The sequence below is a fragment of the Saccharopolyspora tripterygii genome, from assembly GCF_054778355.1.
The window spans coordinates 231,092-257,220 of record NZ_BAAGZP010000027.1 but is presented as its reverse complement, the minus strand read 5'-3'; the positions used below and the strand labels follow the sequence as shown (position 1 = coordinate 257,220).

The 26,129-nt window shown below is 67.3% G+C and carries 30 protein-coding genes and 1 pseudogene; 22 read left to right on the top strand and 9 right to left on the bottom strand.

Features of this window, described 5'->3' with window-relative positions:
- Window positions 1-5: 5 nt before the first annotated feature.
- Genes ACYVF3_RS20900 through dmpG form a run of 4 tightly spaced genes read left to right on the top strand, consistent with a single transcriptional unit; the run spans window position 6 to window position 3,821 of the window.
- Entirely contained in the window at window positions 6-977 is a 972-nt protein-coding gene (locus tag ACYVF3_RS20900) for an alpha/beta fold hydrolase (RefSeq protein ID WP_461155907.1), read from the top strand.
- A gap of 29 nt (window positions 978-1,006) precedes the next feature.
- Entirely contained in the window at window positions 1,007-1,858 is an 852-nt protein-coding gene (locus tag ACYVF3_RS20895; RefSeq protein ID WP_461155906.1) for a 2-keto-4-pentenoate hydratase, read from the top strand.
- Window positions 1,855-2,799, top strand: a complete 945-nt coding sequence (locus tag ACYVF3_RS20890) for an acetaldehyde dehydrogenase (acetylating) (protein WP_461155905.1) — start codon at window positions 1,855-1,857, stop codon at window positions 2,797-2,799. Before ACYVF3_RS20895 ends, ACYVF3_RS20890 begins: the two co-directional genes overlap by 4 nt.
- Complete coding sequence (gene dmpG / locus ACYVF3_RS20885) at window positions 2,799-3,821, top strand: 4-hydroxy-2-oxovalerate aldolase (RefSeq protein WP_461155904.1); 1,023 nt, start codon at window positions 2,799-2,801, stop codon at window positions 3,819-3,821. The genes ACYVF3_RS20890 and dmpG overlap by 1 nt, the downstream gene beginning before the upstream one ends.
- 64 nt (window positions 3,822-3,885) lie before the next feature.
- Here the strand turns inward: dmpG and ACYVF3_RS20880 are convergent, their stop codons facing one another.
- From ACYVF3_RS20880 to ACYVF3_RS20860, 5 genes are read right to left on the bottom strand one after another with little or no spacing between them, the layout of a single operon-like run.
- A complete protein-coding gene (locus ACYVF3_RS20880; protein ID WP_406691874.1) occupies window positions 3,886-4,632 on the bottom strand; it encodes an IclR family transcriptional regulator in 747 nt (248 codons plus the stop codon).
- A gap of 10 nt (window positions 4,633-4,642) precedes the next feature.
- The gene (locus tag ACYVF3_RS20875) at window positions 4,643-5,878 is read right to left on the bottom strand and encodes a CaiB/BaiF CoA transferase family protein (protein ID WP_461155903.1); all 1,236 of its coding nucleotides are present in this window, start codon (window positions 5,876-5,878) and stop codon (window positions 4,643-4,645) included.
- Window positions 5,875-7,392 (bottom strand): tripartite tricarboxylate transporter permease, encoded by a 1,518-nt coding sequence (locus tag ACYVF3_RS20870; RefSeq protein WP_461155902.1) that lies wholly within the window; start codon window positions 7,390-7,392, stop codon window positions 5,875-5,877. Before ACYVF3_RS20870 ends, ACYVF3_RS20875 begins: the two co-directional genes overlap by 4 nt.
- 5 nt (window positions 7,393-7,397) lie before the next feature.
- Window positions 7,398-7,856, bottom strand: a complete 459-nt coding sequence (locus ACYVF3_RS20865; RefSeq protein ID WP_461155901.1) for a tripartite tricarboxylate transporter TctB family protein — start codon at window positions 7,854-7,856, stop codon at window positions 7,398-7,400.
- Window positions 7,853-8,824 carry a tripartite tricarboxylate transporter substrate binding protein gene (locus ACYVF3_RS20860; protein WP_461155900.1) on the bottom strand — a complete coding sequence of 324 codons (972 nt, stop codon included), beginning with the start codon at window positions 8,822-8,824 and terminating at the stop codon, window positions 7,853-7,855. The genes ACYVF3_RS20865 and ACYVF3_RS20860 overlap by 4 nt, the downstream gene beginning before the upstream one ends.
- A gap of 238 nt (window positions 8,825-9,062) precedes the next feature.
- Here ACYVF3_RS20860 and ACYVF3_RS20855 point away from each other — a divergent pair, with 238 nt between their 5' ends.
- The 3 genes from ACYVF3_RS20855 (at window position 9,063) to ACYVF3_RS20845 (ending at window position 11,168) form a co-directional block, all read left to right on the top strand.
- The gene (locus tag ACYVF3_RS20855; RefSeq protein ID WP_461155899.1) at window positions 9,063-9,713 is read left to right on the top strand and encodes an MFS transporter; all 651 of its coding nucleotides are present in this window, start codon (window positions 9,063-9,065) and stop codon (window positions 9,711-9,713) included.
- A gap of 20 nt (window positions 9,714-9,733) precedes the next feature.
- Entirely contained in the window at window positions 9,734-10,369 is a 636-nt protein-coding gene (locus ACYVF3_RS20850; protein ID WP_461155898.1) for an MFS transporter, read from the top strand.
- 238 nt (window positions 10,370-10,607) lie between these two features.
- The gene (locus ACYVF3_RS20845; RefSeq protein ID WP_461155897.1) at window positions 10,608-11,168 is read left to right on the top strand and encodes a cytochrome P450; all 561 of its coding nucleotides are present in this window, start codon (window positions 10,608-10,610) and stop codon (window positions 11,166-11,168) included.
- 61 nt (window positions 11,169-11,229) lie between these two features.
- On the opposite strand, the gene ACYVF3_RS20840 is transcribed toward ACYVF3_RS20845, so the two are convergent.
- Window positions 11,230-11,913: a TetR/AcrR family transcriptional regulator gene (locus ACYVF3_RS20840; RefSeq protein WP_461155896.1), complete on the bottom strand. Its 684-nt coding sequence runs from the start codon at window positions 11,911-11,913 to the stop codon at window positions 11,230-11,232.
- Window positions 11,914-11,961: 48 nt separating this feature from the next.
- Window positions 11,962-12,345, bottom strand: a complete 384-nt coding sequence (locus tag ACYVF3_RS20835; RefSeq protein ID WP_461155895.1) for a carboxymuconolactone decarboxylase family protein — start codon at window positions 12,343-12,345, stop codon at window positions 11,962-11,964.
- 100 nt (window positions 12,346-12,445) lie between these two features.
- Here ACYVF3_RS20835 and ACYVF3_RS20830 point away from each other — a divergent pair, with 100 nt between their 5' ends.
- The 13 genes and pseudogenes from ACYVF3_RS20830 (at window position 12,446) to ACYVF3_RS20770 (ending at window position 23,153) form a co-directional block, all read left to right on the top strand.
- Complete coding sequence (locus ACYVF3_RS20830; RefSeq protein WP_461155894.1) at window positions 12,446-12,640, top strand: ferredoxin; 195 nt, start codon at window positions 12,446-12,448, stop codon at window positions 12,638-12,640.
- Complete coding sequence (locus ACYVF3_RS20825; protein WP_461155893.1) at window positions 12,637-13,086, top strand: FAD-dependent oxidoreductase; 450 nt, start codon at window positions 12,637-12,639, stop codon at window positions 13,084-13,086. Before ACYVF3_RS20830 ends, ACYVF3_RS20825 begins: the two co-directional genes overlap by 4 nt.
- A pseudogene (locus tag ACYVF3_RS20820) lies at window positions 13,014-13,286 on the top strand (FAD-dependent oxidoreductase); the annotation flags it as partial. The gene ACYVF3_RS20825 and the pseudogene ACYVF3_RS20820, both read left to right, overlap by 73 nt.
- A gap of 101 nt (window positions 13,287-13,387) precedes the next feature.
- The gene (locus ACYVF3_RS20815) at window positions 13,388-13,813 is read left to right on the top strand and encodes an oxidoreductase C-terminal domain-containing protein (RefSeq protein ID WP_461155892.1); all 426 of its coding nucleotides are present in this window, start codon (window positions 13,388-13,390) and stop codon (window positions 13,811-13,813) included.
- Window positions 13,814-13,845: 32 nt separating this feature from the next.
- Entirely contained in the window at window positions 13,846-15,060 is a 1,215-nt protein-coding gene (locus ACYVF3_RS20810) for a cytochrome P450 (RefSeq protein WP_461155891.1), read from the top strand.
- Entirely contained in the window at window positions 15,057-15,881 is an 825-nt protein-coding gene (locus tag ACYVF3_RS20805) for an SDR family NAD(P)-dependent oxidoreductase (protein ID WP_461155890.1), read from the top strand. Before ACYVF3_RS20810 ends, ACYVF3_RS20805 begins: the two co-directional genes overlap by 4 nt.
- Window positions 15,882-16,287: 406 nt before the next feature.
- On the top strand, window positions 16,288-16,920 hold the full coding sequence (locus ACYVF3_RS20800; RefSeq protein ID WP_461155889.1) for a TetR/AcrR family transcriptional regulator: 633 nt from the start codon (window positions 16,288-16,290) through the stop codon (window positions 16,918-16,920).
- Window positions 16,921-17,202: 282 nt separating this feature from the next.
- Window positions 17,203-18,441, top strand: a complete 1,239-nt coding sequence (locus ACYVF3_RS20795; protein ID WP_461155888.1) for an NAD(P)/FAD-dependent oxidoreductase — start codon at window positions 17,203-17,205, stop codon at window positions 18,439-18,441.
- Complete coding sequence (locus tag ACYVF3_RS20790; RefSeq protein WP_461155887.1) at window positions 18,438-19,370, top strand: NAD(P)-dependent oxidoreductase; 933 nt, start codon at window positions 18,438-18,440, stop codon at window positions 19,368-19,370. Before ACYVF3_RS20795 ends, ACYVF3_RS20790 begins: the two co-directional genes overlap by 4 nt.
- Window positions 19,367-19,750 carry a carboxymuconolactone decarboxylase family protein gene (locus ACYVF3_RS20785; protein ID WP_461155886.1) on the top strand — a complete coding sequence of 128 codons (384 nt, stop codon included), beginning with the start codon at window positions 19,367-19,369 and terminating at the stop codon, window positions 19,748-19,750. The genes ACYVF3_RS20790 and ACYVF3_RS20785 overlap by 4 nt, the downstream gene beginning before the upstream one ends.
- Window positions 19,751-19,779: 29 nt before the next feature.
- On the top strand, window positions 19,780-20,991 hold the full coding sequence (locus ACYVF3_RS20780; protein WP_461155885.1) for a cytochrome P450: 1,212 nt from the start codon (window positions 19,780-19,782) through the stop codon (window positions 20,989-20,991).
- Window positions 20,992-21,107: 116 nt separating this feature from the next.
- Window positions 21,108-21,302 (top strand): ferredoxin, encoded by a 195-nt coding sequence (locus ACYVF3_RS20775; RefSeq protein ID WP_406691857.1) that lies wholly within the window; start codon window positions 21,108-21,110, stop codon window positions 21,300-21,302.
- An 852-nt stretch (window positions 21,303-22,154) separates the two neighbouring features.
- On the top strand, window positions 22,155-23,153 hold the full coding sequence (locus ACYVF3_RS20770) for a hypothetical protein (RefSeq protein ID WP_461155884.1): 999 nt from the start codon (window positions 22,155-22,157) through the stop codon (window positions 23,151-23,153).
- Here ACYVF3_RS20770 and ACYVF3_RS20765 read toward each other — a convergent pair.
- Window positions 23,128-23,724, bottom strand: coding sequence for a hypothetical protein (locus ACYVF3_RS20765; protein ID WP_406691854.1), 597 nt, complete (start codon window positions 23,722-23,724; stop codon window positions 23,128-23,130). The two genes, ACYVF3_RS20770 and ACYVF3_RS20765, sit on opposite strands and share 26 nt — an antisense overlap.
- Window positions 23,725-24,086: 362 nt before the next feature.
- Window positions 24,087-25,208, bottom strand: coding sequence for a hypothetical protein (locus ACYVF3_RS20760; protein ID WP_461155883.1), 1,122 nt, complete (start codon window positions 25,206-25,208; stop codon window positions 24,087-24,089).
- A gap of 284 nt (window positions 25,209-25,492) precedes the next feature.
- On the opposite strand from ACYVF3_RS20760, the gene ACYVF3_RS20755 reads away from it, so the two are divergent.
- Together ACYVF3_RS20755 and ACYVF3_RS20750 are read left to right on the top strand one after the other, a co-directional pair.
- On the top strand, window positions 25,493-25,708 hold the full coding sequence (locus tag ACYVF3_RS20755) for a zinc finger protein (RefSeq protein WP_406691852.1): 216 nt from the start codon (window positions 25,493-25,495) through the stop codon (window positions 25,706-25,708).
- A complete protein-coding gene (locus ACYVF3_RS20750) occupies window positions 25,705-25,926 on the top strand; it encodes a hypothetical protein (RefSeq protein ID WP_406691851.1) in 222 nt (73 codons plus the stop codon). The genes ACYVF3_RS20755 and ACYVF3_RS20750 overlap by 4 nt, the downstream gene beginning before the upstream one ends.
- Window positions 25,927-26,129 lie beyond the last annotated feature (203 nt).

Sequence of the window (26,129 nt, the reverse complement as noted above, 5' to 3'; positions counted from 1 at the left end):
CACTGATGCCTCTTACGGACGAGAACCTGGTCGAGGTCCCCGGGATGGCGAGCCGCTGGGTGCGGCTGGCCGACGGGTCCCGGGCCCACTACATGACCTCCGGCGACAGCGGCCCTGCTGTGGTGCTGCTGCACGGCGGGCTGCCCGGATCCTCGGGCCTGGCCGGATGGCGCTTCATGACTCCCTACCTCGCGGAGCAGGGCTTTCGCGTCTACTGCCCGGACATGCCGGCCTTCGGGCTGTCGGACCTCCGCGAGGAGTACTGGCCGAAGGGCATGGAGAGCTTCGTGGACTTCATCGGGCAGTTCGTCGACGCGCTGTGCCTGGACCGGTTCCACCTCGCGGGCAACTCGATGGGCTGCATGAACACGGTGAACTACATGCTGTCCCGGCCGGACCGGGTGATCAGCTTCGCGCTCATCGCCGGTGACGTCGGTGACGTGGTGCCCGAGGACGTCGCGCCGCCGAAGGGCCAGTTCCACATGACCGCCTACGACGGCACCCGCGAGGGCATGCGGACGATGATGGAGGCGATCATCCACCGCAAGGAGGCCGTCGGCGACGACCTCGTGGAGATGCGGTACCTCTCCGCCAGCCAGCGACTCGAGGCGCACGCCCAGTTCTGGCCGACCCTGCTGCAGTACCGCCACATCGTGCCGTGGACCGACCAGAACCGGGCTGCCCGCCTGGCCACCAAGGGCCGCCTGGACCGGATCGACATTCCCGGCATCTACCTGTACGGGCGCCAGGACATCCTGACCCCGGTCGAGTGGGGTCACGTGCAGGAGGACCACCTCCCGAACATCCAGTTCTTCTACCCGGACGACTGCGGGCACCAGGGCCAGACCGACCGTCCGGACCTGTTCAACCCGGTCTTCGCCGAGTTCTTCGCCACCGGCACCGTGAGCGGTGAGCTCGCCGACAAGGCGGGGGTGTCGGACCGGCGCCCCGAGCTTCCGCTCGTCAAGCGGGGCTGACTCGATTTCCCGACGACGAAGGGACACACATGTCGGAGAACCCCGGAATCCGGGAGGCCGCACACCGCTTGCTCGCCGCAGCGCGCACGCGGACCCCGTGCGCACCCGTCCGCGACGTCCTGCCGGACGGCAGGGCGGAGACCGCCTACGCCGTACAGAACATCCTGACGGCTGACGCCATCGCCACCGGTAGGCGGATCGTGGGCCGCAAGGTCGGCCTGACCTCGCCCGCGGTCCAGCAGCAGCTCGGGGTGGACCAACCGGACTTCGGCGTGCTCTACGCCGACATGGCGGTGCCCGACGGCGGGGTGGCGGACTCGGCGGCGCTGCTGCAGCCGAAGATCGAGGCCGAGGTCGCCTTCGTGCTCTCCGACGACCTCGAAACCGAGGACCTCGACGCGGATGCGGTTCGCGCCGGAACCGAGTACGTGGCGGCGGCACTGGAGATCGTCGACAGCCGCATCGAGGGCTGGGACATCACCTTCGCCGACACGGTGGCCGACAACGCCTCGAGCGCGATGTACGTGCTCGGGCCGCTGCGGACCTCGCTGGACGGGCTCGACCTCACCCAGGTGCGGATGAGCCTCGTCGACGGGTCCGGGCGAACGGTCAGCGAGGGGACGGGGGCAGCCTGCCTCGACGATCCGGTGGAGGCCGTGCTCTGGCTGGCCCGGGTCTGCCGCGACCTGGGCTCGCCGCTGCGCGCAGGGGAGGTGGTGCTGTCCGGGGCGCTGGGACCGATGGTCCCCGTGGCCGCCGGCGGCCGGTACACCGCGACGCTGTCCCCCCTGGGCACGGTCTCGGTCGGGTTCTCCGATCCGGGCACCGCCGCGACGGAGCAGCGCTCGGCGAGCGCCTCGGTGAACGGAGGCCGGCGATGAAGGCGAAGGTCGCGATCATCGGGTCCGGCAACATCGGTTCCGATCTCATGATGAAGGTCATCCGGCTCTCCGAGACGCTGGAGATGGGGGCGATGGTCGGTATCGATCCGTCCTCCGACGGGCTCGCCCGGGCCGAGTGCCTCGACTACGCCACCACCGCCGAGGGGGTGCGGGGCCTGCTGGAACTGCCGGTGTTCGACGAGATCGGCGTCGTCTTCGACGCGACCTCGGCGAAGGCGCACGTCGCGAACGCCGGGCTGCTCGAGCCGCACGGGAAGATCCTGGTGGACCTGACTCCGGCGGCGATCGGGCCGTTCGTGGTGCCCGCGGTGAACCTCGACGATCATCGCGCCGCGCGGAACGTCAACATGGTTACCTGCGGCGGTCAAGCGACGATCCCGATGGTTGCCGCGGTCTCCAGGGTGACCGAGGTGCCTTATGCGGAGATCGTCGCGTCGATCGCGTCGAAGTCCGCGGGACCGGGGACGCGGGCGAACATCGATGAGTTCACCGAGACCACCAGCAAGGCGATCGAGGCCGTCGGCGGTGCGCGGCGCGGCAAGGCGATCATCGTGCTCAACCCGGCCGAGCCACCGATGATCATGCGGGACACGGTGCTCTGCCTGGCTGCCGGAGGTGACCCGGAGGAGATCGAGGACTCCATCGCTCGGATGCACGCCGAAGTCTCCCGGTACGTGCCGGGCTACCGGCTCAAACAGCAGGTCCAGGTCGACGCGATCCAGGACGACGAGCCGCTGGGCACCTTGATCGGGAACGCGCCGCGGCCGCGATGGCGGGTGTCGGTGTTCCTCGAGGTCGAGGGCGCCGCGCACTACCTACCCTCCTACGCGGGCAACCTGGACATCATGACCTCGGCTGCGCTGCGCACGGCCGAGCAGCTGGTCGCCGCTCAAGGTGAGCAGAAGGTGGAGGTGGTCTGATGGGCGAGCAGCCCGTGCTCTACGTGCAGGACGTGACCTTGCGGGACGGGATGCACGCCGTCCGGCACCGGCTCACGCCGGACCAGGTCAAGGCGATCGCGTCCGCGCTGGACAAGACCGGGGTGGATGCGATCGAGGTCGCGCACGGCGACGGACTGGCCGGTGCCAGCCTGACCTACGGGCCGGGCAGCAACACGGACTGGGAGTGGATCTCCGCGGCGGCCGAGGTCGTGGAGAACGCCAAGCTCACCACCTTGCTGCTGCCGGGGATCGGGACGATCGAGGCGCTGGAGAAGGCCCACGACCTGGGCGTGGTCTCGGTGCGGGTGGCCACTCACGCCACCGAGGCCGACATCGCGATCCAGCACATCGGCAAGGCTCGTGACCTGGGCATGGACGTGTCCGGATTCCTGATGATGTCGCACATGGCGCCGCCGGCGGAGTTGGCGGCGCAGGCGAAGATCATGCAGGACGCGGGCGCGCACTGCGTCTACGTCACCGACTCCGGCGGCCGGCTCACCATGCGGGACGTCCGGGACCGGGTGCGCGCCTACCGTGACGTGCTCGAACCGACCACCCAAATCGGCGTCCACGCCCACGAGAACCTCTCGCTGTCGGTGGCCAACTCGGTCATCGCCGTCGAGGAGGGAGTGACCCGGGTCGACGCCTCGCTGGCCGGGCACGGCGCCGGGGCGGGCAACTGCCCGATCGAGGCGTTCATCGCCGTGGCCGACATCCACGGCTGGAAGCACGGCTGCGACCTGTTCGCCCTCCAGGACGCCGCGGACGACATCGTGCGACCCCTGCAGGACCGGCCGGTGCAGGTCGACCGGGAGACCCTCACCCTGGGCTACGCCGGGGTCTACTCCAGCTTCCTCCGGCACGCCGAGCGAGCGGCGACGCACTACGGCCTCGACACCCGCGAAATCCTGGTCGAGGTCGGACGTCGCGGCATGGTCGGCGGCCAGGAAGACATGATCGTCGACATCGCCCTCGACCTCGCCGGCGGCAAGGCGGTCTGAGCGGTCATAGGGCGGCGGACCGATTCCGGGAGTTCGGGATCGGTCCGTTCAGGTCGATGAACGGTTACGGCGAGGCATTTCGGCTTCCGGCGGACAGCACGGTCTCGATGCCTGCGGTCGCCTCGCGAAGAGCTTCGGTGATCTCGTCGGATCGCGCGTCGATTCGCCGACTCGGCCCGCCGAGGGCCAGGCAGGCGAGGACGCCCTGGTCGCCGGTGATCCGCGCGGCGACGGCGCTGAGGTCCGGGAAGGTGTCACCGTGGTTGTAGGCGACGCCGGTGGTGCGGGCCTCGCGCACCTCCGCCAGCAGCCGTTCTCGCTTGTCCTCGCAGATGTTGGCGGCCACGTACTTCTCGAGGTCCGCGTCGTCGAGCTGGGCGAGGTAGAGCTTGCGGATGGAGGAGGGGTGGTCCGTCGCTGGCCTGACCTGCGGTGGCGAGTAGCGCACCACGTGCGTGGACTCCAGGGAGTGCAAGTACACGAGGGTCTCGCCGACCACGCTGCCGAGCATGACCGTCTCGTTGAACTGCTGGAGCAGGTCCTCCATGAAGGGGCGGGCGACCGGTACGACCGCGGGGTGTTGTGCCATCGCCAGCGTGTCGATCGCCGGGCCCGGGCGGTAGCGGTTGTCCTCGTGGACGAGGTAGCCGCGGAACACCAGTGCTCGCAGCAAGGGGTGCAGCGAGGACTTCGCCGCGCCCACGTGCTCGGCGAGCTCACCGAGGGTCACGCCGGTTTCGCTGGCTACGGTGATCTCGAGCGCATGCAGCGCTCGGGCCACCGACCGGTGCCCTTCGTTCTGCGTCCCCATTCGCTCCAATTTACTGGCCTGGAACACGTGTTGTGGAATCGCGCACCACGCCGCGCCGCACGAGCTCGTCGATCGCCGCTCCGTCGCGCCCGAGCTCGGCGAGCAGCTGCCGGGTGTGCTGTCCCAACGCCGGCACGGCACCAACCGGGTACTGCTTGCGGCGCTCGGTGATGACCTGCCGCAACGTCGGCACCGGGCCGACGGGCGTCGAGGTCTGCGCCCAGCGGTCGCGCTCCACGAGCTGCGGGTGCTCGGAGACCGACTTGAGGTCGTTGACCCGGGCGCAGGCGATGCCGATGTCGTCGAGCAGCGCCGTCAGCTCAGCGGCGGTGAATCGCCGGAGCGTCTGCGAGATCAGCGCGTCGACCTCATCGCGACGCCGGGTGCGGGCGACGTTGGTGGCGTACTCGGGCTCTTCTGCCAGCTCCAGTCGCCCGAGCACGTGTTCGGCGAAGCGCGCCCACTCGCGGTCGTTCTGAATGCCGACGACGACGGGCGTGTCCCGCGTGGCGTACTCGCCGTAGGGGACGAGTGAGGGGTGGCCGAGGCTGATGCGTTCGGCGGGGATCCCGTTGTGCTGGGCGTAGTAGATGTGGTTGGCGATGAAGTCGGTCATCGCGTCGATCATCGCGACGTCGACCACCGTTCCCACGCCGGTGCGCTCCCGCTGGTACAGGCCCATCAGTGCGGCTTGCGCCATGTACATCCCACTGGCCACGTCGGCGGCCGAGAAACCCGGCTTGACCATGATGCCCTTGGTGCCGGTGACGGCCACGGTGCCCGACTCGGCCTGCACCAGCGCGTCGTAGGCGCGCTTGCCCGCGTAGGGGCCGGGTTCGCCGTAGCCGGTGTTGGAGACGACGATGAGCCGGGGGTTCTCCTCGGTGAGCTCGTCGGGACCGAGGCCCAGCCGCTCGACCGCGCCGGGACTCATGTTCTGGATGAAGATGTCGGCCCCGGCCAGCAATTCTCGCACGAGCGCGATCCCCGCCGGGTTCTTGAGGTCGACCGCGAGTGATTCCTTCCCGCGCCCCGTCCACAGGAACACGCTCGACAGTTCGCCTGCCACGACGTCGTCGTAACCTCGGGCGAAGTCGCCGCCGTCGAGGCGCTCGATCTTGATGACGCGGGCACCGAGGTCGGCCAGCTGCCTGCTGGCGATGGGCACGGCGACGGCGTGCTCGAGCGCGACGACGGTGACTCCGTCGAGAGGCGGGCTCGATGGTGGGGGCGCGGACGTCGTCATGCGTTCACCTTCTCGGGATCGGTTGGGGTGCGGGTGTTCTTCCGGGCCCGGACCGACTTCACGGTCATGACGATCGTGGCGATCGCGGCGAGGCCGAGCATGGTGCCGGAAATGGGTCTGGTGACGAAGACGGTGGGGTCACCGCCGCTGATCAGCAGGGACTGGCGCACGGAGGGTTCGAGTAGACCGCCGAGCACGAAGGCCAGCACCAGCGGTCCGGGTTCGAAGCCCGCCTTGCGCATGCCGTAGCCGAGCACGCCGAAGGCGAGCACGACCCACAGGTCGAAGACGCTGTTGTTGATGCTGAAAACGCCGAGCATCGTTACCACGGCCGCTAGCGCGGCGAGGATCGCGACGCGGATGTTGAGGATCTTGATGAACACGCGCACCAGCGGCAGGTTCAGCACCAGCAGGATGATGTTGCCGACGAGCATCGAGGCGATGACGCCCCAGAAGATGTCGGGGTTCTCCACGATGAGCTGCGGCCCTGGTGTCACGCCCTGGATGAGCAGTGCGCCGAGGATCAGCGCGAGCACCGGGTTGGGTGGTAGGCCGAGGGTGAGCAGCGGGATGAAAGCGGCCTGGGATCCTGCGTTGTTGGCGGTCTCCGGGCCGGCGACGCCTTCGATGGCGCCCTTGCCGAAGCGTTCCGGTGCGGACGAACGTCGTTTCTCGGTGGCGTAGGAGGCCAGCGACGCGACCATGCCGCCGCCGCCCGGCAGCAACCCGAGGACGAACCCGATCACGCTGCCGCGGGCGATCGCTCCTCCGGACTGCCGGATCTCGGCGCGGGAGGGCAGGACGTGGCCGACCGGAGCGATCTGCCCGCGGGCCCGGCGCGAGGTTTCCAGCGTGTGCAGGAGTTCGCCGAGCCCGAACAGGCCCATGGCGACCGCGACGAAGTCGAGTCCGTTGAGGAGTTCGAGGCTGCCGAAGGTGAACCGCGGGCTTCCCTCGATGGAGTCCTGCCCGACCGTGGCCAGCAGCAGGCCGAAGGCCGCCATCGCCAGCGCCGCGGCGAACCGGCGCGAGCCGAGGTAGGCGGCCAACGCGATGCCGAGCAGGGCGAGCACGGTGAATTCCGGAGGGCCGAAGCGCAGGGCGAACGAGGCCAGCAGCGGTGCGAACAGCAGCAGTCCGACCACGGAGACCAGCCCGCCGACGAACGAGCCGATCGCGGCGATGCCCAGCGCCGGTCCCGCACGTCCCTGCTTGGCCATCTGGTAGCCGTCGAAGGTCGTGACCACGGAGGCGGCTTCGCCGGGCAGGTGCAGCAGGACCGAGGTGATGGTGCCGCCGTACATCGAGCCGTAGTAGATGCCGGCGAGCATGATGATGGCCGTGGCGGGCTCGATGCCGTAGGTCAGCGGCAGCAGGAGCGCGATCGTCGCCGTCGGCCCCAGCCCGGGGATGACGCCGATGACCATGCCGACGACGACACCGATGAGCACGAACAGCAGGTTCGTCGGCGTCAGCACCGTTTCGAAACCGGCCAGGATCTCGGAGAAGTTCATCGCGCTCAGCTCCCCGGGGCCAGTGGCCCGACCGGCAGCGGGACCGCGAGCAGTTCGACGAAGACGATCTGCAGGCTGACGACGGCCAGCACCGCGGTGGCGATCGTCAGCCGCCACGACTCCCCGAACAGCCGGAGCCACACGACGATCGCCACCAGAGCGGGCACCGGCATGCCCACGAGCGGGAGCAGCACGACGAACAGCGCGAGGGCGCCGACGGCTGCGAGCACTCTGCCGAGATCGGTGAGCGCGACGAGCTCGGGGCGTTCGACGCCGGTGACGGTCAGCCAGGCTCCACTGAGGACGACTCCGGCGGAAGCCACGAGCGGCCAGGCACCAGGTCCCGGCTGCGTCGTGCTCCCCAGCCCCAATCCGACGGAGACCACGACCGCGACGGCTCCGAGCGCGGTCAGTGCGGCCGGGACCGTCCGGTGTGGTCGGTCGGCAGCTCGTGCGCCGGTCATCGGCCGACCGCCTTGCGCCACGAGGCTTCCGAGGTGGCGAATTCCTCGCGCATGACGGCCGGTCCCGGGTCGTCCTGGCGCACGAACTCCTCGCCGAGCACGTCGGCGGTGTGCGGGTCCTCGAGGCACTTCTGCATGGCGTCGGCGAGCCGCTGCTCGATCTTGTCGTCCAGTCCGCGCGGTGCGACCAGCGCGACGTTCACGGTGGAATCCGGAAGATCGCGGAAACCCAGTTCGGCGAAGGTGGGAACGTCGGGCAGGAATTCGAGGCGTTGGGGCGCACCGGTGGCGATCGCGCGCAGCTGGCCCGACCGCAGTTGTTCGAGCAGGTTCGGTGAGGTGCTCAGGTAGGCGCTGTCGGAGTTGCCGCCGAGAACCGCAGCCACGGATTTGTCGTTGCTCTCAAAGGGAACGTTGGTGAACTTCGGCCCGCCAGCCTGAGTGATCGCGTTCGTGGTGAGGGAGAAGATGCCGCGAGAACCGGGCATGGCGACCGTGAACCCGCCGTTCTCGCTCTTCGCCGCGGCTAGCAGGTCTTGGGCGGTGAGGTGCGGGCTGTCGTTCTTCACCACCAGCACCGAGGGGGCGAGCGTCACACCGGAGATCGGCTCGAAGCTGGCCCCTTCGTACTTCGCTCCCTCGGTCACGAGCGGCACCAGCGCGGCGGTCGACACTGACACCACGGACAGGGTGCTGCCATCCGGTTTGGCCTGCGCCACTTCCGTCATGCCGACGGCGCCTCCGCCACCGTCCTTGTTCTCGACGATGAACGTGCCACCGAGGTCCTTCTCGAGGCACTGGGACGCCACGCGAGCGGTCGTGTCCGAGATCCCACCCGACGCGAAGGGCGTGATGATCCGGACCGTGGACGAGGGGTAGTTCTGCGCTGCGGACGGCGCCTGCGCACAGCCGGCCGCAGCCAGCCCTGCCACGGCGAGCACCGCGACGATGTGAGTCGGTCGAAGCATCATTGATCCGTTCCGATATAGGAATGCCGCATTCGCAATTGGGTTTTCGGACCATAGGCTCGCGCAATCGTGGTGTCAATCAGGGGGCTTGGTGCCGACTTGGATTCAGACGATCGTCCCATTTTGGTCATATCTTGACAAAGGACGGACCAAATCTCATGCTTCGTGACCCACCACAGCACTGAGGAGAGGTCCTTGGCCAGCGAACCGCGAGGTTCGCCGACAGACAGGAGTTCGCATGAGTGCAGGCAGCGTCGCCGCATTCCCGACGCGATCCCGGCACATGAACCGGTGGTGGTACGTCGTTACCGGCTTCCTGACGCTGCTTTTCGGCACGAGCACCGTCAACGTCCTGTTCAACGTCGTCGGCGGGCCCATGGCAGCGGAGTTCGGGTGGGAGCGCAGTGTCATCGGCAACGGCCTGTCGATCGAAACCGTGCTGGTGGGTATCAGCATCGTGGCGCTCGGCATCCTCATCGACCGCTACGGTCCCAAGGCGCCGTCAGTCTCCATGGCCCTCACCTTCGGCATCGGATTCATGGGGCTGTCCGTCCTGCCGAACAACCAGATGTTGTTCTACCTCGCCTGCGTGGTAATGGGCGCCGGTAGCGGCGCCGTGAACCCGATCGTCCACGCGACCGTGGTCAGCGCGTGGTTCCAAGACCGGCGCGGTGTAGCACTGGGGACTCTCATGGCAGGGCTGGGCGCATGCGGGGTCCTGATGCCGTTCCTCGCGAACTGGGTCCTCGAGCTCGCCGGGTGGCGGTTGACCTGCTTGGTGATTGGAGCCATGTGCACGGTCATCCCGGTGGCGGTCTACCTCTTCGTCACCAGGATGCCCGCCGAACACGAGGGCGAGAGAAAGGCCGCGCGCGATGAAGGCGGGTGATCGGTGAGTCGCTGTGGACTGTGGCTCGCAAGTATCGGCAGTTCTGGCTGTTGTCCGTGTCGATCTTCCTGGTGTCCTCGGCGACCTTCGGGCTCATGTCGCAGGTCGTGCCGATGACCACGGACAAGGGTATCGACAAGGCCGTGGCCGTGTCCGTCCTGTCCGTGCTGAGCCTGTCGTCGCTGTTGGCCCGCCTGCTGGTCGGCTACCTGCTTGACCGCTTCTACGCCCCGGTCATCGCCGCGATCATCTTCGCGCTGTGCGCAACCGGCGTCGCCATGCTGATCATCTCGGCCGAGGTAGGCCTGCTGTTCGTGGGTGCCGCCCTGATCGGGCTCGGGTTGGGAGCCGAGGGCGATGTCGCCGCCTACATGACAAGTCGCTACTTCCCCAAGCACTCGTACGGTCGGGTGCTGGGATTCGTTTACTTCCTCTACGCGCTGGGAGCGGCCTCTGGGATGTTCCTGCTCGGTCAGATCTTCGCAGCCACGGGTTCCTACCGGGCCGGCACCATCCCGATCGTCGCTCTTGTCGCGATGAGCATCGTCTGCGTGCTTCTCATGGGTCCGTACCGCTTCACGCTCGATCACCGTGAGACGGAGGAGGCCACCGGCGACGGTGCCGCCGCGAAGCCTTCCGCCGATATCGGTCGTTAGGTAGCCGCTGGCGCGCCTTCATATCGCCGAGTCGGAACTGGCGCCGCGTGCTGGGATCTGACGTGAGTTCGCGACGTTCGGTGGTGGCTCTCTTCTCGACTGAGGACTCACGCCTGGAGCTGGGGCCGGTCGGGTGCTCGGTGCTTCTGTAGGCGCCAGCGATGGACGGGCGCGGTGGGGCGTTCGTCCACGCGACTGTGAGACTTGAAAAATGGTTTCACTTGTGCAACCAAAGTCGATGGTGCGTGAGCACGGCGACGAGCTCGACGCCGAAGCACTGACCAACATCGCCGGGCTGTTGCTCACCGCAGGCCATGAGACCACGGCGAACATGCTCGGCATCGGTACTCTGGCTCTGCTGCAGCACCCTGATCAGTTGGAGTGGCTGCGTGCCAACCCCGATCAGATCGGCTCGGCCGTGGAGGAGCTGCTGCAATTCCTCAGCGTCGCCCACTCCGGAATTCCGCGGGCGACCAAGCAGGAGGTTCGGTTGGGCGACCAGACGATCCCGGCGGGTTCGCAGGTGCAGTTCGGGCTCGCGGCGGCAAACCGCGATCCGCGTTTCTTCGACGACCCCGATCGGCTCGACCTGACACGCAATCCCACCGCGCACGTCGCGTTCGGGCACGGTCCGCACCACTGCCTGGGTGCGCCGCTGGCGCGGATGGAGATGGCCGCGGCGTTTTCGACACTGTTGAAGAGGTTCCCGACGCTGGCGCTCGGTGTGCCGTTCGAGGGTGTGGAGTTACGTCCGCACCGCGTCGTCTACGGTCTTGCGGCGCTGCCCGTCACCTGGTGATGGGCAGCGCCGGCTCGGTGGCGCTGACGACCTGGCTCCGACCCCAGTGGACGTGCTGGTTTCAGGCGGTCGGGAGTCTGGGCAGGCCGACCTTCACCAGTGACTCCACCAGCCTCTCGATGTAATCGTGCACGTCGCCGAGTGGCCAGATCGATTCCACAGTGGAGGTGAGTGCCAGTCGGCCGTGCACCGATGCCCAGATGAACATCGCGGCTTGTTCGGGTGGCTGGCTGAGCTCGATGTCCTGCTCGCGCAGCCGGGCGACCGCGATGCGCCATCGTTCGGCAAGTTCGGCGGCCATGTGCGGCTCGGTGATCGAGGAGGCGAAGCGCATGAAGTCGGTCTTGAACATGATCCGGTAGTAGCCCTTGTGCTCCTGGGCGAACCGACAGTAGGCCTGCGCCTGGGCGATCAATCGCTGGCTGGGCAGTCCGGAGGCGACCGAGGCGTCGGCAGCGTCCATGGCTGCGATCAGTCGCTCGAACCCGTCGATCTCGACGGCGCGCCCCAGTTCTTCCTTGTCGGCGAAGTGCCGGTACAGGGCGGGAGCGGTGACACCTGCCTCGCGCGCGACCTCGCGCAGCGACAGCGGCAGTGGGCGCATTCGGTCGTCGTCGTTGACCAGGCGAACCAGCGCGGCGATCACCTCTTCGCGCAGCCGGTCCCCCTGGCCTCGCGGGTTTCGCTCGCGCCGCCCCCGCGCGGTGCCCGAATCTTCCTTTGAGGACGAATCGTCTGCACGCATGGCTCCAGCCTGCCATGTCCGGATGCTGGTCACGGTGTTCGACCCTGGTCAGGAGGTGGCGTCGTCGCCGAGTGACCGCATCGCCACCAGGCGTGCCGCGGAGGCTGCGGGGAATCCGGCGTAGGCGGTGGCGTGGTAAACGACCTCCTCGATTTCGTCGCGGGTGAGCCCGTTGCGAAGGGAGATGGGGAAGTGGAAGGCGAGTTCTTCGTTCGCGCGCAGGGCGATCAGGATGCCCAATGTGACCAGGCTGCGGCTGCGCCGATCTAGTCCTGGGCGGGTCCAGAGCGCGCCGAAGACGCTCTGCAGGCTCAGCTCGGCCAATTCGCCTGCGAAGCCCTCCATCTGGAGTTCGTCGCCGGTCTGGCTGTCGAGCATCTCGGGCAGCATCTCGCGCAGCAGTTCGAGTCCTTCATCGCGGTCGGTGCTCATTCGAACCTCCGGTGTGGTGGGGGTCATGTTCGCTCGCTATCGGTAAACAACTGTATAGTAACGACTGTTCACTTATCTATTCGTGAGAGCGGAGTTGGCCGTGGAGATCACCCTCGAACAAGACAAGTGCTGTGGAGCCGGTCAGTGCGTGCTGGCGGCGCCGGAGGTGTTCGACCAGCGTGATGAGGACGGGGTGGTGGTCCTGCTGGACGCCGCACCGCCTGTTGAGCAGTACGACAACGTCCGCGAAGCCGCCGCCATCTGCCCGGCCGCTGCCATCTTGGTGCGCGAATGACGACGGGGCTTGATCGGATCGTGGTGGTCGGCGCTTCGGCCGCCGGTCTGTCCACGGTGGAAGCACTGCGGCGCGGCGGTTTTCACGGGGAACTGACTCTAGTCGGTGACGAACCGCATCTGCCCTACGACCGGCCGCCGCTGTCCAAGCAGCTGCTGGCCGGGGAGTGGGAGCTAGAGCGCCTGACCCTGCGCGCCCCGGAGGCATTCGACGATCTCGGCGTGCGCACGGTGCTCGGCTCGCCTGCCGAGAAGCTGGACACGGGAGGACGGGAAGTGCTGCTCGCCGACGGCAGCCGACTCGGTTATGACGCGCTCGTGGCAGCCACCGGGGTCCGGGCGCGCACCGTGCCGGAGTCGACAGCGTCGAAGGCGTGCACCTGCCGCGGACGCTGGATGACGCGCAGGCGCTGCGCCGACCGCTCGACGATCGTGGGCACCTGGTGATCGTCGGTGGCGGTTTCATCGGTGCCGAAGCCGCCGCGGTGGCCTGCTTGATGGGCTGCGAGGTCACGATGGTGACCGAACGTCCGCTGCCGCTGATCGACGCCGTGGGTGAGGAGATCGGCGCGATGCTCACCGACCTGCACCGCGAGCGCGGGGTGCGGGTGATCGGCGACTCGATGGTCACGCGCGTGTGCCACGACGGCAGCAGGGCCACCGGTATCGAGCTGGCCGACGGCCGCACCATCGATGCGGACGTGGTATCGGGACCCTGCTCAACATCGAATGGCTCGCCGGCAGCGGTGTGCCCGTCGGCAACGGTGTCGAGTGCGACGAGACGCTGCACGCCGGTGGCGGTGTCTGGGCGGCCGGCGACGTCGCCTCGTGGCTGGATCCCGTCAGCGGGGAGCGCTTGCGCATCGAGCACCGCACCAACGCCGCCGAGCAGGGCATGGCGGTGGCCCGCAACATCCTGGCCGATCAGCCATCGGCGTTCACCAGCGTGCCGTACGTGTGGTCCGACCAGTACGAGCACAAGATCCAGATCTACGGTCGTACCCGCGGCGCCGATCGGATGCAGGTGATCGACGGCAGCCTCGCCGAACGGCGGTTCACCGCGCTGTTCGGCCGCGTCACCGCGGCGTTGGGCGTGAACATGGTCCGCCGGCTGCGAGCGCTGCGAAAGCTGGTCGCCGACCGAACCGATTGGGACACCGCACTCGTGGCCTGAACCCACCTCCCACCGTGAAACGGAGAATCGACATGACGACAGCGCAAGAACACGTCTCGGCTCCGGACTTCCCGCTCAACCGCGGCTGCCCGTTCGCCCCGCCCGAGAAGGCCACAAAGTTCCGCGAAGCCGGTGCGCCGGAGCGGGTGAAGATCTGGGATGGCAGCACGCCCTGGTTGATCACCCGGCACGACCAGATCCGGGAGGTGCTCTCGGCCACGGACCGCTTCGCCGCTGATGTCACGCTGCCGGGATTCCCCAACACCAGCGACGCTCAGCCGTTCGTCGAAGGCGGGATCTTCTTCCGCAAGGACGGCGACGAGCACCTGCCGGTGCGCCGGATCCTCAACCCCGACTTCACCGCCAAGCGCTCCGAGGCATTGCGTCCGCGGATGGTCGAGCTCACCGACCGGCTCATCGACGACCTGCTGACCCTGCCGCGGCCGGTGGACCTGGTCGAGCAGTTCGCGCTGGCGCTGCCGACCGTGGTCATCTGCGAGGTGCTGGGTGTTCCTTACGAGGAGCGGCACGCGGTGCACGAGTCTTCGAAGAAGCTCGTTCAGCTCGAACTGCCGCAGGACGAAAAGCACGCCGCTCACGAGACCATGTTCGCCACCATCGGTGAGCACATGCAGCGCAAGCGTTCCGAGCCGGACAGCGGTCTGCTGTCGCGGCTGGTCAACACCCACGTCGACGAGCGTGGCGAGCTCACCTTCCAGGAGGCCGTGGGGCTGGGTGTGCTGGTCATCGGCGCTGGGCACGAGACCACCGCGAACATGATCGGTCTGGGAATCCTGGCGTTGATCCGCGAACCCGAGCAGCGCGAGATCCTGCTGTCGGACCCGGCCAAGTACGCGCCGAGCTGCGTTGAAGAGATGATGCGCTACTGGAGCATGGTGCAGACCGAACCGCGCCGGGTCTGCGTGCAGGACACCGAGGTCGGTGGCGTGCTCATCCGCGCTGGCGAGGGCATCATCTGCAACCTGCCGGCCGCCAATCGCGACCCCGAGGTGTTCGCCGAGGCCGAGAGGCTCGACATCACCCGCGTCGAGCGCAAGCACATCGGCTTCGGCTTCGGTGTGCACCAGTGCCTGGGCCAGAACCTCTCCCGCGTCGAGATGCAGGTCGCCTGGCCGCGACTGTTCCAGCGCATCCCGGACCTGCGACTGGCCGTCGAGGAGAGCGAGCTGCACTTCCACAACAAAGCCCTGACCTACGGGCTCGAAGAACTACCGGTGACCTGGTGAGCGCGGAAGGGCGAGCGATGACGGGCAAGCTCGAAGGACGGACCGCGGTCGTGGTCGGTGGTGGGCAGACCCCAGGTGCCACCACCGGCAACGGTCGCGCGGTCGCGCTGACCTTCGCCCAGCAGGGCGCGAAAGTGCTGGTCGTGGACCGGGACGTCGACTCCGCGCAGGAGACCGCCGACCTGGTGACCGGCAAGGGTGGTATCGCGGTGGCCCACAAGGCCGACATCACCGGGGAATCCGAGTGCGAAAGCATCCGCGACGCAGCGCTGGAGACGTTCGGCGCCGTCGACGTGCTGCACAACAACGTGGGCATCGTGCCGGCCGGGCCGACCGAATCCTTGCCTGCGGAGAAGTGGCGGCAGGGATTCGAGGTCAACCTCACCGGGATGTGGCTGACCTGCAAGTACCTCCTGCCGCACATGCGGGAACGCGGACGGGGTTCGGTGGTCAACATCTCCTCGATGGCCGGGCTGCTCGCCGGGGGAGAGGCGATCGCCTACACCACCTCGAAAGCCGCGGTGCACGCCATGACCCGCAGCCTCGCTTTGGAGTACGCACCCCACGGCGTGCGGATCAACTGCGTGGCTCCCGGCATGATGGACACTCCCATGGGGGTGGATTCGGTCGCCAGGGCCAGCGGCACCGAGCGCGACGAGATCGCCGCGAGACGCGCCGCCATGGTTCCGATGGGACACCAAGGCGACAGCTGGGACGTCGCCAACGCGGCGCTGTTCCTCGCCTGCGACGATGCGGCGTTCATCACCGGCGTCGTGCTCCCTGTCGACGGCGGTTTCACGCTCCGAGCCGCTGCGCACTGACGCATGTGGCCGGTTTCATCCCTGACGTTGGTGAGGTGGTGGCGCGCGCCTGCCGAACGTGGGCGTGCCTCGCCTCGCCGCGGGGAGGGATCCTGATCTAGGACGCCGCTGATCACGTCGTCGATTCCACCGCCACCGTCGAGTCTCGGAGGGCCCGTGCGCTCGGGCGAGATACGTGACGAGGCGGCTTCGATTGCGTTTGCCGGTTGGCCTGTCGTGTGCTGTGCGAAGCCGTCGCAGCGGGAGCACGCTCGGTTGGCCGCAGCGCTCAGCCAGCCGACGATCGCCCGAACAGCGTCGGAGATGAACCGCTCGCGAGGCTGGTGCGCTCCCAGGTGTGAAAATGGGCGTTATGAGTGGTCGTCCCCGTAGTCCCCGTGGTCACGGCGAGCAGCTTCGTGCGGAGGTGCTCGCCGCAGTGAACCGGCTGCTGGCCGAGTGGGGCAGCGATGAGAAGCTCACGATGCGGGCGGTGGCCAAGGAAGTCGGGGTCTCGGCTCCGAGCATCTACCTGCACTTCGCGGACAAGGCGGAGCTGGTGTGGGCCGCGCTGGCGGACAAGTACGAGCAACTGGCCGATCGCATGCGCGCGGCGGACGAGGCCGTGGCAGGTGAGAACGCCCGTACGCGACTGGTGGCCCAGGTCCGCACGTACTGCCGGTTCGCGATGGAGAACCCGGGGCACTACCGCCTGATGTACGAGATTCGTCAGCCCGCGGTGGAGCCCGACCGCGTGGGTCGGCATCCGTCGCGTTTGGTGGCGGCCCGTTTCCGGCGCGCGGTGCAGCGTTGCCTGGACGAGGGATATGTGGTCAGCCTGCCGTCGCGTCAGGCGGCGCACACGCTCTGGACCGGCCTGCACGGCATGGTCTCGTTGCAGCACAGCCTCTCGCTGAACTCGGCCACCGAGCTGATCGACGGCCTGGCGGACGGGCTGCTCGGTGTGATCATCAGCGCCGAGCCGGGCGAGGGCGCTCGTGTTCCGGAGACGAGGATCGAGCGGATGCTCGCGCTGGTGGTCGCCGACGCGGAGGACTGACCCCTCCGTGAATTTCGCATCGGGCGGAGTGCCCCGCCGCGCTCGGTGAAATGTGAGTGGGCACACCCCCGCTTGTGGTTTTCAAGTCCTGGGAGAGGTCTATATTCATAACTGAACTTAGTTAGGTTACTGTGCGATGCGGCCCGCTGACTCACTCGCGGGCGTGCCGGAAAGTGAGGTTCCCGTGGCTGAACTGGTTGATCTTGACGTTCGAGGGAGAGCGCTCCGGACCGCCTCGACGGGGCTCTGTCGACCAGAAACCGAGCGGCCCACCGTCTCGTCGTGGGTCGCCGCGTGAGCCGCCCGGACCGGATCGCGGTGGTCGGTGCCTCCGCGGCCGGACTCGGGGTCGCCGAGGCGCTGCGTCGGCGCGGTTTCGAGGGTGCGGTGACGCTGGTCGGAGCGGAAACCCATCTGCCATACGACCGCCCGCCGTTGTCGAAGCAGCTGTTGTCCGGGGCTTGGGAGACCGATCGGCTGCGACTGCGTTCGGACGAGGCGGTGCGCGATCTCGACCTCGACCTGCGCCTGGGCAAGGCCGCGACCGCGTTGGACCCAGTTGCCCGCAAGCTCACCGTCGATGACGGCGAGGTCGTCGGCTACGACGAGCTGGTGATCACGACCGGCGTGCGGCCGCGGCGGCTGCCCGGCACCGAAGACGTCGCCGGCGTGCACGCGCTGCGCACGCTCGACGATGCGCTGGCGCTGCGGGAAGCACTCGCCGGTCGTCCCAGGCTCGTCGTGGTGGGCGGGGGATTCATGGGCGCGGAGTCCGCCGCAGTGGCGCGGGAGCTCGGGGCCGAGGTCACGATGGTGACCGACACGCCGATGCCGCTCGCGGACGTGCTCGGCGACGTGCTCGGCGGGGTTCTGACCGCGACCCACCGTGATCACGGTGTGCGGGTCGAGGCCGGTGTGCTGGTCGAAGGCGTGCTGGCTGAGGACGGCCGGGTGACCGGTGTGCGGCTATCCGACGAGCGGACACTGCCCGCCGACCTCGTGCTCGTGGCGATTGGCGCGATCCCGAACACTGAATGGCTGGCAGGCAGCGGTGTTCCGGTGGGCAACGGGGTTGAGTGCGATGCGATCTGCAGCGCGGGACCGGGTGTCTGGGCCGCCGGTGACGTCGCGTCCTGGCCCCACCCCGATCTCGGGCAGCGGATCCGGATCGAGCACCGGACCAACGCGACCGAGCAGGCCATAGCGGTCGCGCGGAACCTGCTCGCCGTCGACGGCGAGACCAGCGAATTCGCCCCGGTTCCCTACATCTGGTCCGACCAGTACGACCGCAAAATCCAGATCTACGGCCGCCCCCAAGGGGCGGACCGGGTTGACGTCGTCGAGGGCTCGGTCGCCGAGCGCAAGCTCGTCGCCGTCTACAGCAGCCAGGGACGCGTCTGCGCGGCGGTCGGGATCAACATGGCGCGCGCCGTGCGCGGATTCCGGCCACTCGTCGCGGAGCGGCGCCCGCGGCCAGAGGCAGGCCAACTCGTCAGCGCCGACAGAGGAGAACACGCATGAACGCACGGCAGAGCACCGTTCCGTTGCGGGCCGGTGTGGTCGGGCTCGGCATGATCGGCGGCGGCGTCGCGATCAGTCTCGCCCGCAGTGGCCGGGTCCCGGTCGTGTACGACATCCGACCCGAAGCGGCCGAGCTGAGCGGGAATCCGGAGCTGCTGGGCTCCCCGGCGGAGGTGGCTGCGCGCGCCGACGTGGTGATGGTCGCGGTGGTCTCGGCGGAGCAGGCGCGCGAGGTCATCACCGGTGAGTCCGGGTTGCTGGCTGGCACGCGTCCGGGATCGGTGATCGTGCTGCTGAGCACGATCGAGCTGCCGGTCGTGCGGGAGCTGGCGGCGGCCTGCGCTGAGGCTGGTGTTGGATTCCTCGACTCCGGTGTCACTCCTGGCGACAAGGCCGCCGAGAACGGCCTCGTCACGATGGTCGGCGGTGACGCGGGAACGGTCGAGCGGGCCCGGCCGGTGCTGGAGGACTTCGCGAAGGCGGTCGTGCACTGCGGCCCTCTGGGAGCCGGTATGGCCACCAAGCTCGCGCGCAACATCGTCACCTACGGCAGCTGGCGGACCGTCGCCGAGGCCACCGCGCTCGTGACCGCCGCCGGGGTCGAGCCGGAAACGCTCATGGCGGTCATCAACACCGCCGACCCCGATGGCCGCACGTTGCTGAACCTGCTGCAGATGCAGCGCATCGGCGAGGACGACGCGCTGGCGATGAGCAAGCAGCTCCCCGCGCTGATGAACGAGGACCTCGACGGACCGGGAGCGCTGGCCGCGATCCGGGGCATGATCCCCGGAATCGAGGCGTTGATGGACAAGGATCTCGGGGCCGCACAGGCGCTCGCCTCCGACCTGGACATCGACCTGCCCCTCGTGGACGTCACCCGACGCATGGAGCGGGACACCCTCGAAATTCGGGAAGGACACGACGCATGAGCGACGACAGCCACGAGCGCGGCCTGAAGGTCATGGATGAGGTCTACGGCGCTGGGTTCAGCAAGTCCCTCGACGGGCAGTCGGGAGCGTTCCTCGACGAGACCGTCGGCCATCTCTTCGGCGAGATCTGGAACCGCCCAGGTCTGTCCACCCGGGACCGGAGGCTGCTCGTGCTGGGCGCGACTGCAGCGCTAGGCCGCGCGGATCTGGTGCAGGTGCAGGCTCGCGGCGCGCTGCTCAGCGAGGACTGCTCAGAAGAAGAGCTGTACGAATCCGTGCTCCAGCTGGCCTTCTACGTCGGCTGGGGCAACGCGACCTCGGTGCAGCAGGGAATCGCCCAAGCCGTCGCGCAAATCGCAGCGGAATCCAAACAGGACTGAACTCGACCCACGCAAGAGTAAGGACGAACATGACTCAGTCGATGCCCACCACCCGCGCCACTGAGGCGCCGCTGGACCCGCCGCCCGAATACCAGGCGCTGCAAGAGGAAAGCCCGATCCACTGGGTGACGTTCCCGAACGGAACCGAGGGCTGGCTCGTGACCCGTTTCGACGAGGGCAGCCAGGTCTTCTCCGACCCGCGCATGAGCGCCCGTCGCCCGCGCCACGACAACCCGCCCGGCGAGGAGCCGGAGGGTGCCGGTGCGGGCGAAGGCGGCCTGCCGCCGCTGTTCGTGATGATGGACGAGCCAGACCACGGCGCCTACCGTAAGTTGCTGGCCGGCAAGTTCACTCCGAAGGCCGTGCAGAACCGCCTCCAGCCCTACATCGACCGCATCGTTGACGAGCACCTGGACGCCATCGCCGCCACGGACGGGCCGGTGGACCTGGTGCAGGCGCTGTGCCTGCCGATCCCGTGCCTGGTGATCTGCGAGCTGCTGGGCGTGCCGTACGAGGACCGCGACGGGTTCCACGGCGCGACCGAACAGATGATGGACATGAGCAACCCGCGAGAGCAGCGCGACGCGGGCGCGAAGTGGCTCATGGACTACATCAACAAGCTCGTAGAGCAGAAGCGGAACAACCCGGACTCGCCCGGACTGCTGGCCGAGCTGATCCGCATCGCCGACGAAGGCGGAACGATCCTCACCAACAGCGACCTGACCGGCATCGGAGCGCTGCTGCTGTTCGCAGGCCACGACACCACCGCGGCCATGATGGGCCTGTCGATCATGACGCTGCTGACCCACCCCGAACAGTGGCAGCAGCTGCACGACGACCCGGCCAAGATCGGCCCCGCGATCGAAGAACTGCTGCGCTACCTCACGATCGTCCAATTCGGACTCGGACGCGTCGCCAAGGAAGACTTGGAGATCGGCGGCGCCCAGATCCGCGAGGGAGACCTGGTCGTCGTGGCGATGCCGGCGGCCAACCGCGATCCCCGCGCGTTCGACAACCCCGACATCGCCGACTTCGACCGCAAGATGAGCCGCCACCTCGCCTTCGGCTACGGCGTGCACCAGTGCCTCGGGCAGAACGTCGCGCGCGCCGAGCTCAAGACCGTGCTTCCCAGGCTGATCGAGCGCTTCCCCGACCTGAAGCTGGCCGTGCCGCCATCGGAGGTTCCGATGGACACCCACGGCACCAACTACGGAGTCCGGAAGCTGCCGGTCACCCACTAGCCACGCGAGCTCGGAGCGCCGTGCCCGGGCGACGACGGGTCACGGCGTTCCCAGCTCCCGACCCAACCCACCCCCAGCCGTGATCAGCGGCCGGATCCGAACCAGGAGCAAGTTCCATGAAGGTCACGATCGACGAATCCAAGTGCTGCGCCGCCGGTCAGTGCGTCCTGGCCGCACCGGAGGTGTTCGACCAGCGAGACGACGACGGCGTGGTCATCCTGCTGACAGAAAACCCGCCGGACTCCGAGCACGAGAACACCCGCAACGCCGCGATGCTCTGCCCGGCAGCCGCCATCGAGATCCACGAGTAACCGCATCAGTCCGCACAACACCTCGTCTCCTGTGGGGCCATGGAACAGGTGACCAGGTAGAGGCATTTGATGGCGGCTTCTTCGGTGGCGGCCGAAGGAGGCCTGGCCAAGCCGAAGCTGTCCGACGTCGATCACCAACGACGTGGGTTCGTCTGGCTGGTGTTGGCGCAGTGCAGGCCGTGGGAGGTCGGGGATGGGCTGTGGGAACGGATCGAGCCGCTGTTGCCCGTGGTCGTGACTGCCCGCAGTCGAACTCGAGGCGAGATCGTAGGCTATTCAAACCCACTTGAAACGTGATGTGCGACACATTTCAAAGGGTCGGTCCGAATTCCTGACTCACGTAGCGGCTCGCCCAATTTAGGTGATCTGCCTGCGGAAACAAAATATTGCAGTGGCGCTGCAGAGGGCATTGGGAAAGCGTTTCGAGTGCCGAGGCTCCCCAGTGCACCCAGGTGTCGTCGGGTGCGGCCGGTACCCTGAGTGATGCCCGACACGGAGTTCGGGTCAGGATCGCCCTTAAGGCTGATGGTTTGGCTACCGGCAGCTTACTTGGCGCCGCAAGCCTCGATGATGGTGGGGCTCGCGGCGAGGTGGCGGTCCTGCGGGCCATGCGCCCGGCTTGTGACCGTGAGAGGGGCTATGTCGGGTACTGATCGATGCGCCGCTACGAACTCTTCCGCTAATGCCCAGGCCTTTCCGTTCCCGGAAACCGAGACGGCTGGGGCGCCCGCCTCAAGGGTCAGGCACTTTCGCTGGCACGATGACCTTCAGGGGACGCTGTTCGTTCAATGCCGAGCCGATCAGGCAGCTGCTGCCTCAGAGCTTGTGCGGGGGCGGGCGGGATCGGGTCTCGTGCTTTCCGGGGGCGGGGCTCTCCATGCCAGCCGGGCTCTCAAAGGTTACGGATTCGACCGACCGATCCTCTGTGATGCCGAGCGGTACAAGGGGAGGAATCGCTATCTTGCCGAGGCGGCGTTCGACCAGGAGTGGATCGCCTCGCAGCGGCGGCTCCAGGGGCCTGTGCTCACGGATTCTGGATACGTCGAAGAGGGAGACGTCACTGGTCTGCGGAGCATCCTGGAGCGAACCCGCAGGCTCGGTGACGATGCCATCGCGTGCCTACCACTCCATCTGAGCTGGCTTAAGAACAGCGACGATGTGGAAAAGCTGTGTGCTGAGATCGTGGCGCACAACGTCCCGGTCGCGCTCGTCCTGGAGCACCGCAACGACCCTCTCGGTGTGCAGGCGGCATTACGGAACTTGCTCAAGCTGCTGAAACTTGGCACTCCGATCATGTTGCTGCGCAGCGACGTGTCGGCTCTTGGTGCACTATGTTTCGGTGCATTGTGTGCCGCCGTCGGTACGATGCCCGCGCTTCGACACCTATACCCGGTCGCCTCTGGTGGGGGTGGTGGCGGTGAGCGGCCTGTGTCGATTCTGGTGCCGCACTGCATTTCCTATGTCACGACGGACAAGGTGGCCGGTGCAATCCCCTTGACGCCGGATCAGGCCCACCACTGGGTCTGCGAGTGCGACACCTGCTACGGACGTCAGCTTGACCACTTCGTCACGATCGACGACTACGATGCGCGGGTCGAAGCTGCGTTCTGCCACTCGTTTCAGTGGCTGCTCGACATCCGGGACGAGCTGTTCGAGCCTCGGTTGACAGCCGCGGCACGGCGCAACAGTTGGATTGAGCGTTGCAAGAGCGCGGCGTTCTATCACGAAGAGCTCGCAAAAGCCCCACTGTACCGAGATTGGCCGGTACCAGCCTTCTTGAAGGCGTGGGAGACCGTGGGCAGTCCCGAGCCTTGGCGGAAATCGATCAGCCGAAAGCCCCATTCTCGATGAGATCTCGGTAGAGCAGTTCCTCGATCCAGCGATCCAGCGTCCGGCGTTGTGATTGTGGAGCCCGCCCCTGCTGTGCGGGCTCCACAACACGGATCTCGGCTGATTCTCCGACCTGTACGAGGCCAACGCCGCGCAGCTTGCATTCCAGCAAACACTCCGACTCCTCTGCACTCATGAGGGAGTCCACCAGGACGGCAGTGCTGCAGAACCCTCGTAGCCGTGCAGCACCTGACAATGCGCGACGCCATGATCGCCCTCGACTTAGAATGCCGACGATCTTGACAACCTCGGGCGCACATACCGGCCCGGCTTCCGGCCATTCCCACATCGCCAGGGTGTCCCGGTCCAGCATGGGAGGCTGATCGTTCTGCTTTCGCATGGCGTGTGCTCGGGTGTCGATCTCAACCACCGGATGAACATCGGCCCCCAGCAGGATCCTCCGCGGCGCCAGAAGCGCGCCCCAACCCAGCGCCCGCGAGGACCGCAGGGCGGCCGCATCGGGGTTTCCCGCTAGGTGAAGCTGTTCCGACTGGGCTGCGTGTTCCGAGAACAGCCCCGACTGCGAAGTCACTCATGAACCTCTCTAAGCACCTATGAACCAGCACGTACACCCGTGGTCCCGGGTTCAGTGCCTGGAACAACCTACGCGCTGACGGTCGTCTGCGCGACGCAAACGATAGAAGTCACTCGCTTGTGCAGCCGATTGTGGATGCCGGTGCTGATTGCGCGCTATTTGGTCTTAGCGGCTCGCTGCTTGTTGTCGGGCATGCCGATTCGGCGTCAGTGCCGTCGCCTGGCGGTTGTTCGGCACAGTGCTGACGGCGTATGGCTCCGTGGAGCTTCCTGTGTGCGTTCGTGAAGCAGTGGACAAGGTGCAGCGCGAGGATCGATCAGGCCGGCCCGTACCTGGTCATCGGGAGCAACATTGTCCGGTTATCCGCACTCCAATGCCGCGATGCGGCGTTGTTGACGGACTGAGCCGATGTTTTCAGCTAGTGATGAGGCCATGCTGACCTGAGGTTTAACCGCTTCGTAGTTATCGGCGGCCGCGAAGGCTCTTGCCAGGTCGATGCGCAGCGAGGTCTCGGCTCGGACGAAGGTCGGGTCGAGCTCGTTTAGTGCTGACGTCAATGTCTCGATCGCTTCAGGGGCTCCGAATCGGGCAAGGGCGTGGCCTCGCCAGCGCCCCAGGTGTACGGAGTCGAGCGCTACGTAGGGGCCGTCCAGGTTGATGCTGTCGGTCGGCAGCAGCTTTGAAGCGGTGTCGAAGGCTCGGAGGCTGTTGGCAGGTTGGTTGTCGGCGGCGAGTGCTTCCCCGTGAGCGGCTGCGAGCCACGAGTTCAACACCGGTGGTGATCCGGCTTTGCTCCGGTTGCGCGCTGCTTCGAGGAGTTCTGTCGCGGCTTTGGTTTCGCCGATGTCGAGCAGCACGAATGCCTGCTCAGCTGCGGTGTGGATTTCGTAGGACTCGAGTCTGGACTCGCGGGCTGCTCGCTTGGCTTGTTCGTAGTGCTGCCACGAGCTGTTGGTCTTACGGAGGTCGAGGGCTTGCCAGCCCGCGAGGGTGTGCAGCTCGGACAGCAGGGCGGCGAGTTGTTCGCGGACGGTACCGGGAAGGCTGTGAGTGAGGAGCGTGCTGACCTGCGCGGCCTTCAGGCAAGCCTCCTCGTGGGCCATGACTGCGCCGAGCTGACGATCAAAGCGACGGATCGTTGCAAGCTGCTCGCGCAGGAGGTTGAGTACCTGGTCGTCGACCTGCCGCGAGGTGTGCAGCATCTGACGTAGCTCGTTTGCTGGTTCGTCGGTCGCGGCCGGGCTCGTCACCGGCGAAAGCAGCTCTTCGATCTTCGCGTCGAGCATCTTCTCGAGGAGCCGGGCTGTGGCCGGCCGAACGGGGCCGAGTGGCCGCCCGTTGGGTCCTCGACCGGAGACGAGACGCTGCAGGTGGCGCACACCGAGCGTGCCCGCCTCGCCGTGATCGCGGGCGAACCGCTCTGCTGATTCAGCGAACTCCTCTAGCGTCTGGCGTCGCTCTCGGATCTTCTGCTCAAGCAATGTGCGAGGTGGTCGCACGGTCTTCCCTCCCGTCCGCGCGCGGGTGGTCCTCAAGACGTCCTTGTGTCGTGTCCCTGGCATGGCGCTTATATCGCTCAGTTGACAAGCTTATTTCAGTGTGATCGGGATAGCTACTCGCGGTCACACCTCGGCCTGGCGGCGTGTTCTCCGCGCTTTCGCGCGTCGCCGGGCTCGAAGGCAGGGGCCGGGGCCGGAAGTGACCGACCCCTCGGGCTCCGGTCCCTGCGCACGGTGTTCGAGCTGGGGAACTTGGAGGTGTCAGGATGCATCCGTTTCGCTGGGTGCCTGCGGACGGCGGTCGCCATGCCACGGCGGACATCCGCCTCGCCGGCGCATATGCGGTGGGGGAGAGCATCACTGCGCTGTGTCGGCGTTCCGTGACCGTCGCTCGGGGAACCGAGCTCGCATGGCTGTGGCCCACCTGTGCGGAGTGCAACCGCGAAGCCCATGCGTTGGTCGAGACGGGAGTGAGTCAGTGACCAGCGATGTCGCGGCTCTGGCGGTCCTGCTGCGGAAGACCCAATGGCTGCTCGACGACGTTGCGTACGAGGTCGCTGCCGGACGTATGGATGAAATTGACCTGGGTCAGGTGGCTGGAGTGCTGGAGGGCGTCGCGAAGCTCCTGCGAAGCCAGGGTGAGGTACCAGCTCTTGCTACCGAGGATGGCGAGGTCGAATCCGCCAAGCACGGACGCTGAGAGAGCGCTCGTGGGACAGGTTGCCGTCGTGAGGCTCGTGAAGTCGACATGAGGCCGGGTTAGGGACAGCTGGGACGGGTGCGCGGACACCCGTCCCAGCCGTCCCGCTGAGTGGCTTGCCTGGTCAACGGCTACTTGGTCGTGTCCTGTCGCATGGGACGGGTGCGGACGTGGGTGTCAGGTTTGGGACGGGTTCGCGGTTG

Excerpts from the sequence above, each read along its gene's own strand:
- ACYVF3_RS20900 (WP_461155907.1), top strand. The coding sequence starts at position 6 with ATGCCTCTTACGGACGAGAACCTGGTCGAGGTCCCCGGGATGGCGAGC.
- ACYVF3_RS20895 (WP_461155906.1), top strand. The coding sequence starts at position 1,007 with ATGTCGGAGAACCCCGGAATCCGGGAGGCCGCACACCGCTTGCTCGCC.
- ACYVF3_RS20890 (WP_461155905.1), top strand. The coding sequence starts at position 1,855 with ATGAAGGCGAAGGTCGCGATCATCGGGTCCGGCAACATCGGTTCCGAT.
- dmpG (WP_461155904.1), top strand. The coding sequence starts at position 2,799 with ATGGGCGAGCAGCCCGTGCTCTACGTGCAGGACGTGACCTTGCGGGAC.
- ACYVF3_RS20880 (WP_406691874.1), bottom strand. The coding sequence starts at position 4,632 with ATGGGGACGCAGAACGAAGGGCACCGGTCGGTGGCCCGAGCGCTGCAT.
- ACYVF3_RS20875 (WP_461155903.1), bottom strand. The coding sequence starts at position 5,878 with ATGACGACGTCCGCGCCCCCACCATCGAGCCCGCCTCTCGACGGAGTC.
- ACYVF3_RS20870 (WP_461155902.1), bottom strand. The coding sequence starts at position 7,392 with ATGAACTTCTCCGAGATCCTGGCCGGTTTCGAAACGGTGCTGACGCCG.
- ACYVF3_RS20865 (WP_461155901.1), bottom strand. The coding sequence starts at position 7,856 with ATGACCGGCGCACGAGCTGCCGACCGACCACACCGGACGGTCCCGGCC.
- ACYVF3_RS20860 (WP_461155900.1), bottom strand. The coding sequence starts at position 8,824 with ATGCTTCGACCGACTCACATCGTCGCGGTGCTCGCCGTGGCAGGGCTG.
- ACYVF3_RS20855 (WP_461155899.1), top strand. The coding sequence starts at position 9,063 with ATGAGTGCAGGCAGCGTCGCCGCATTCCCGACGCGATCCCGGCACATG.
- ACYVF3_RS20845 (WP_461155897.1), top strand. The coding sequence starts at position 10,608 with ATGGTGCGTGAGCACGGCGACGAGCTCGACGCCGAAGCACTGACCAAC.
- ACYVF3_RS20840 (WP_461155896.1), bottom strand. The coding sequence starts at position 11,913 with ATGCGTGCAGACGATTCGTCCTCAAAGGAAGATTCGGGCACCGCGCGG.
- ACYVF3_RS20835 (WP_461155895.1), bottom strand. The coding sequence starts at position 12,345 with ATGAGCACCGACCGCGATGAAGGACTCGAACTGCTGCGCGAGATGCTG.
- ACYVF3_RS20825 (WP_461155893.1), top strand. The coding sequence starts at position 12,637 with ATGACGACGGGGCTTGATCGGATCGTGGTGGTCGGCGCTTCGGCCGCC.
- ACYVF3_RS20810 (WP_461155891.1), top strand. The coding sequence starts at position 13,846 with ATGACGACAGCGCAAGAACACGTCTCGGCTCCGGACTTCCCGCTCAAC.
- ACYVF3_RS20790 (WP_461155887.1), top strand. The coding sequence starts at position 18,438 with ATGAACGCACGGCAGAGCACCGTTCCGTTGCGGGCCGGTGTGGTCGGG.
- ACYVF3_RS20785 (WP_461155886.1), top strand. The coding sequence starts at position 19,367 with ATGAGCGACGACAGCCACGAGCGCGGCCTGAAGGTCATGGATGAGGTC.
- ACYVF3_RS20780 (WP_461155885.1), top strand. The coding sequence starts at position 19,780 with ATGACTCAGTCGATGCCCACCACCCGCGCCACTGAGGCGCCGCTGGAC.
- ACYVF3_RS20775 (WP_406691857.1), top strand. The coding sequence starts at position 21,108 with ATGAAGGTCACGATCGACGAATCCAAGTGCTGCGCCGCCGGTCAGTGC.
- ACYVF3_RS20755 (WP_406691852.1), top strand. The coding sequence starts at position 25,493 with ATGCATCCGTTTCGCTGGGTGCCTGCGGACGGCGGTCGCCATGCCACG.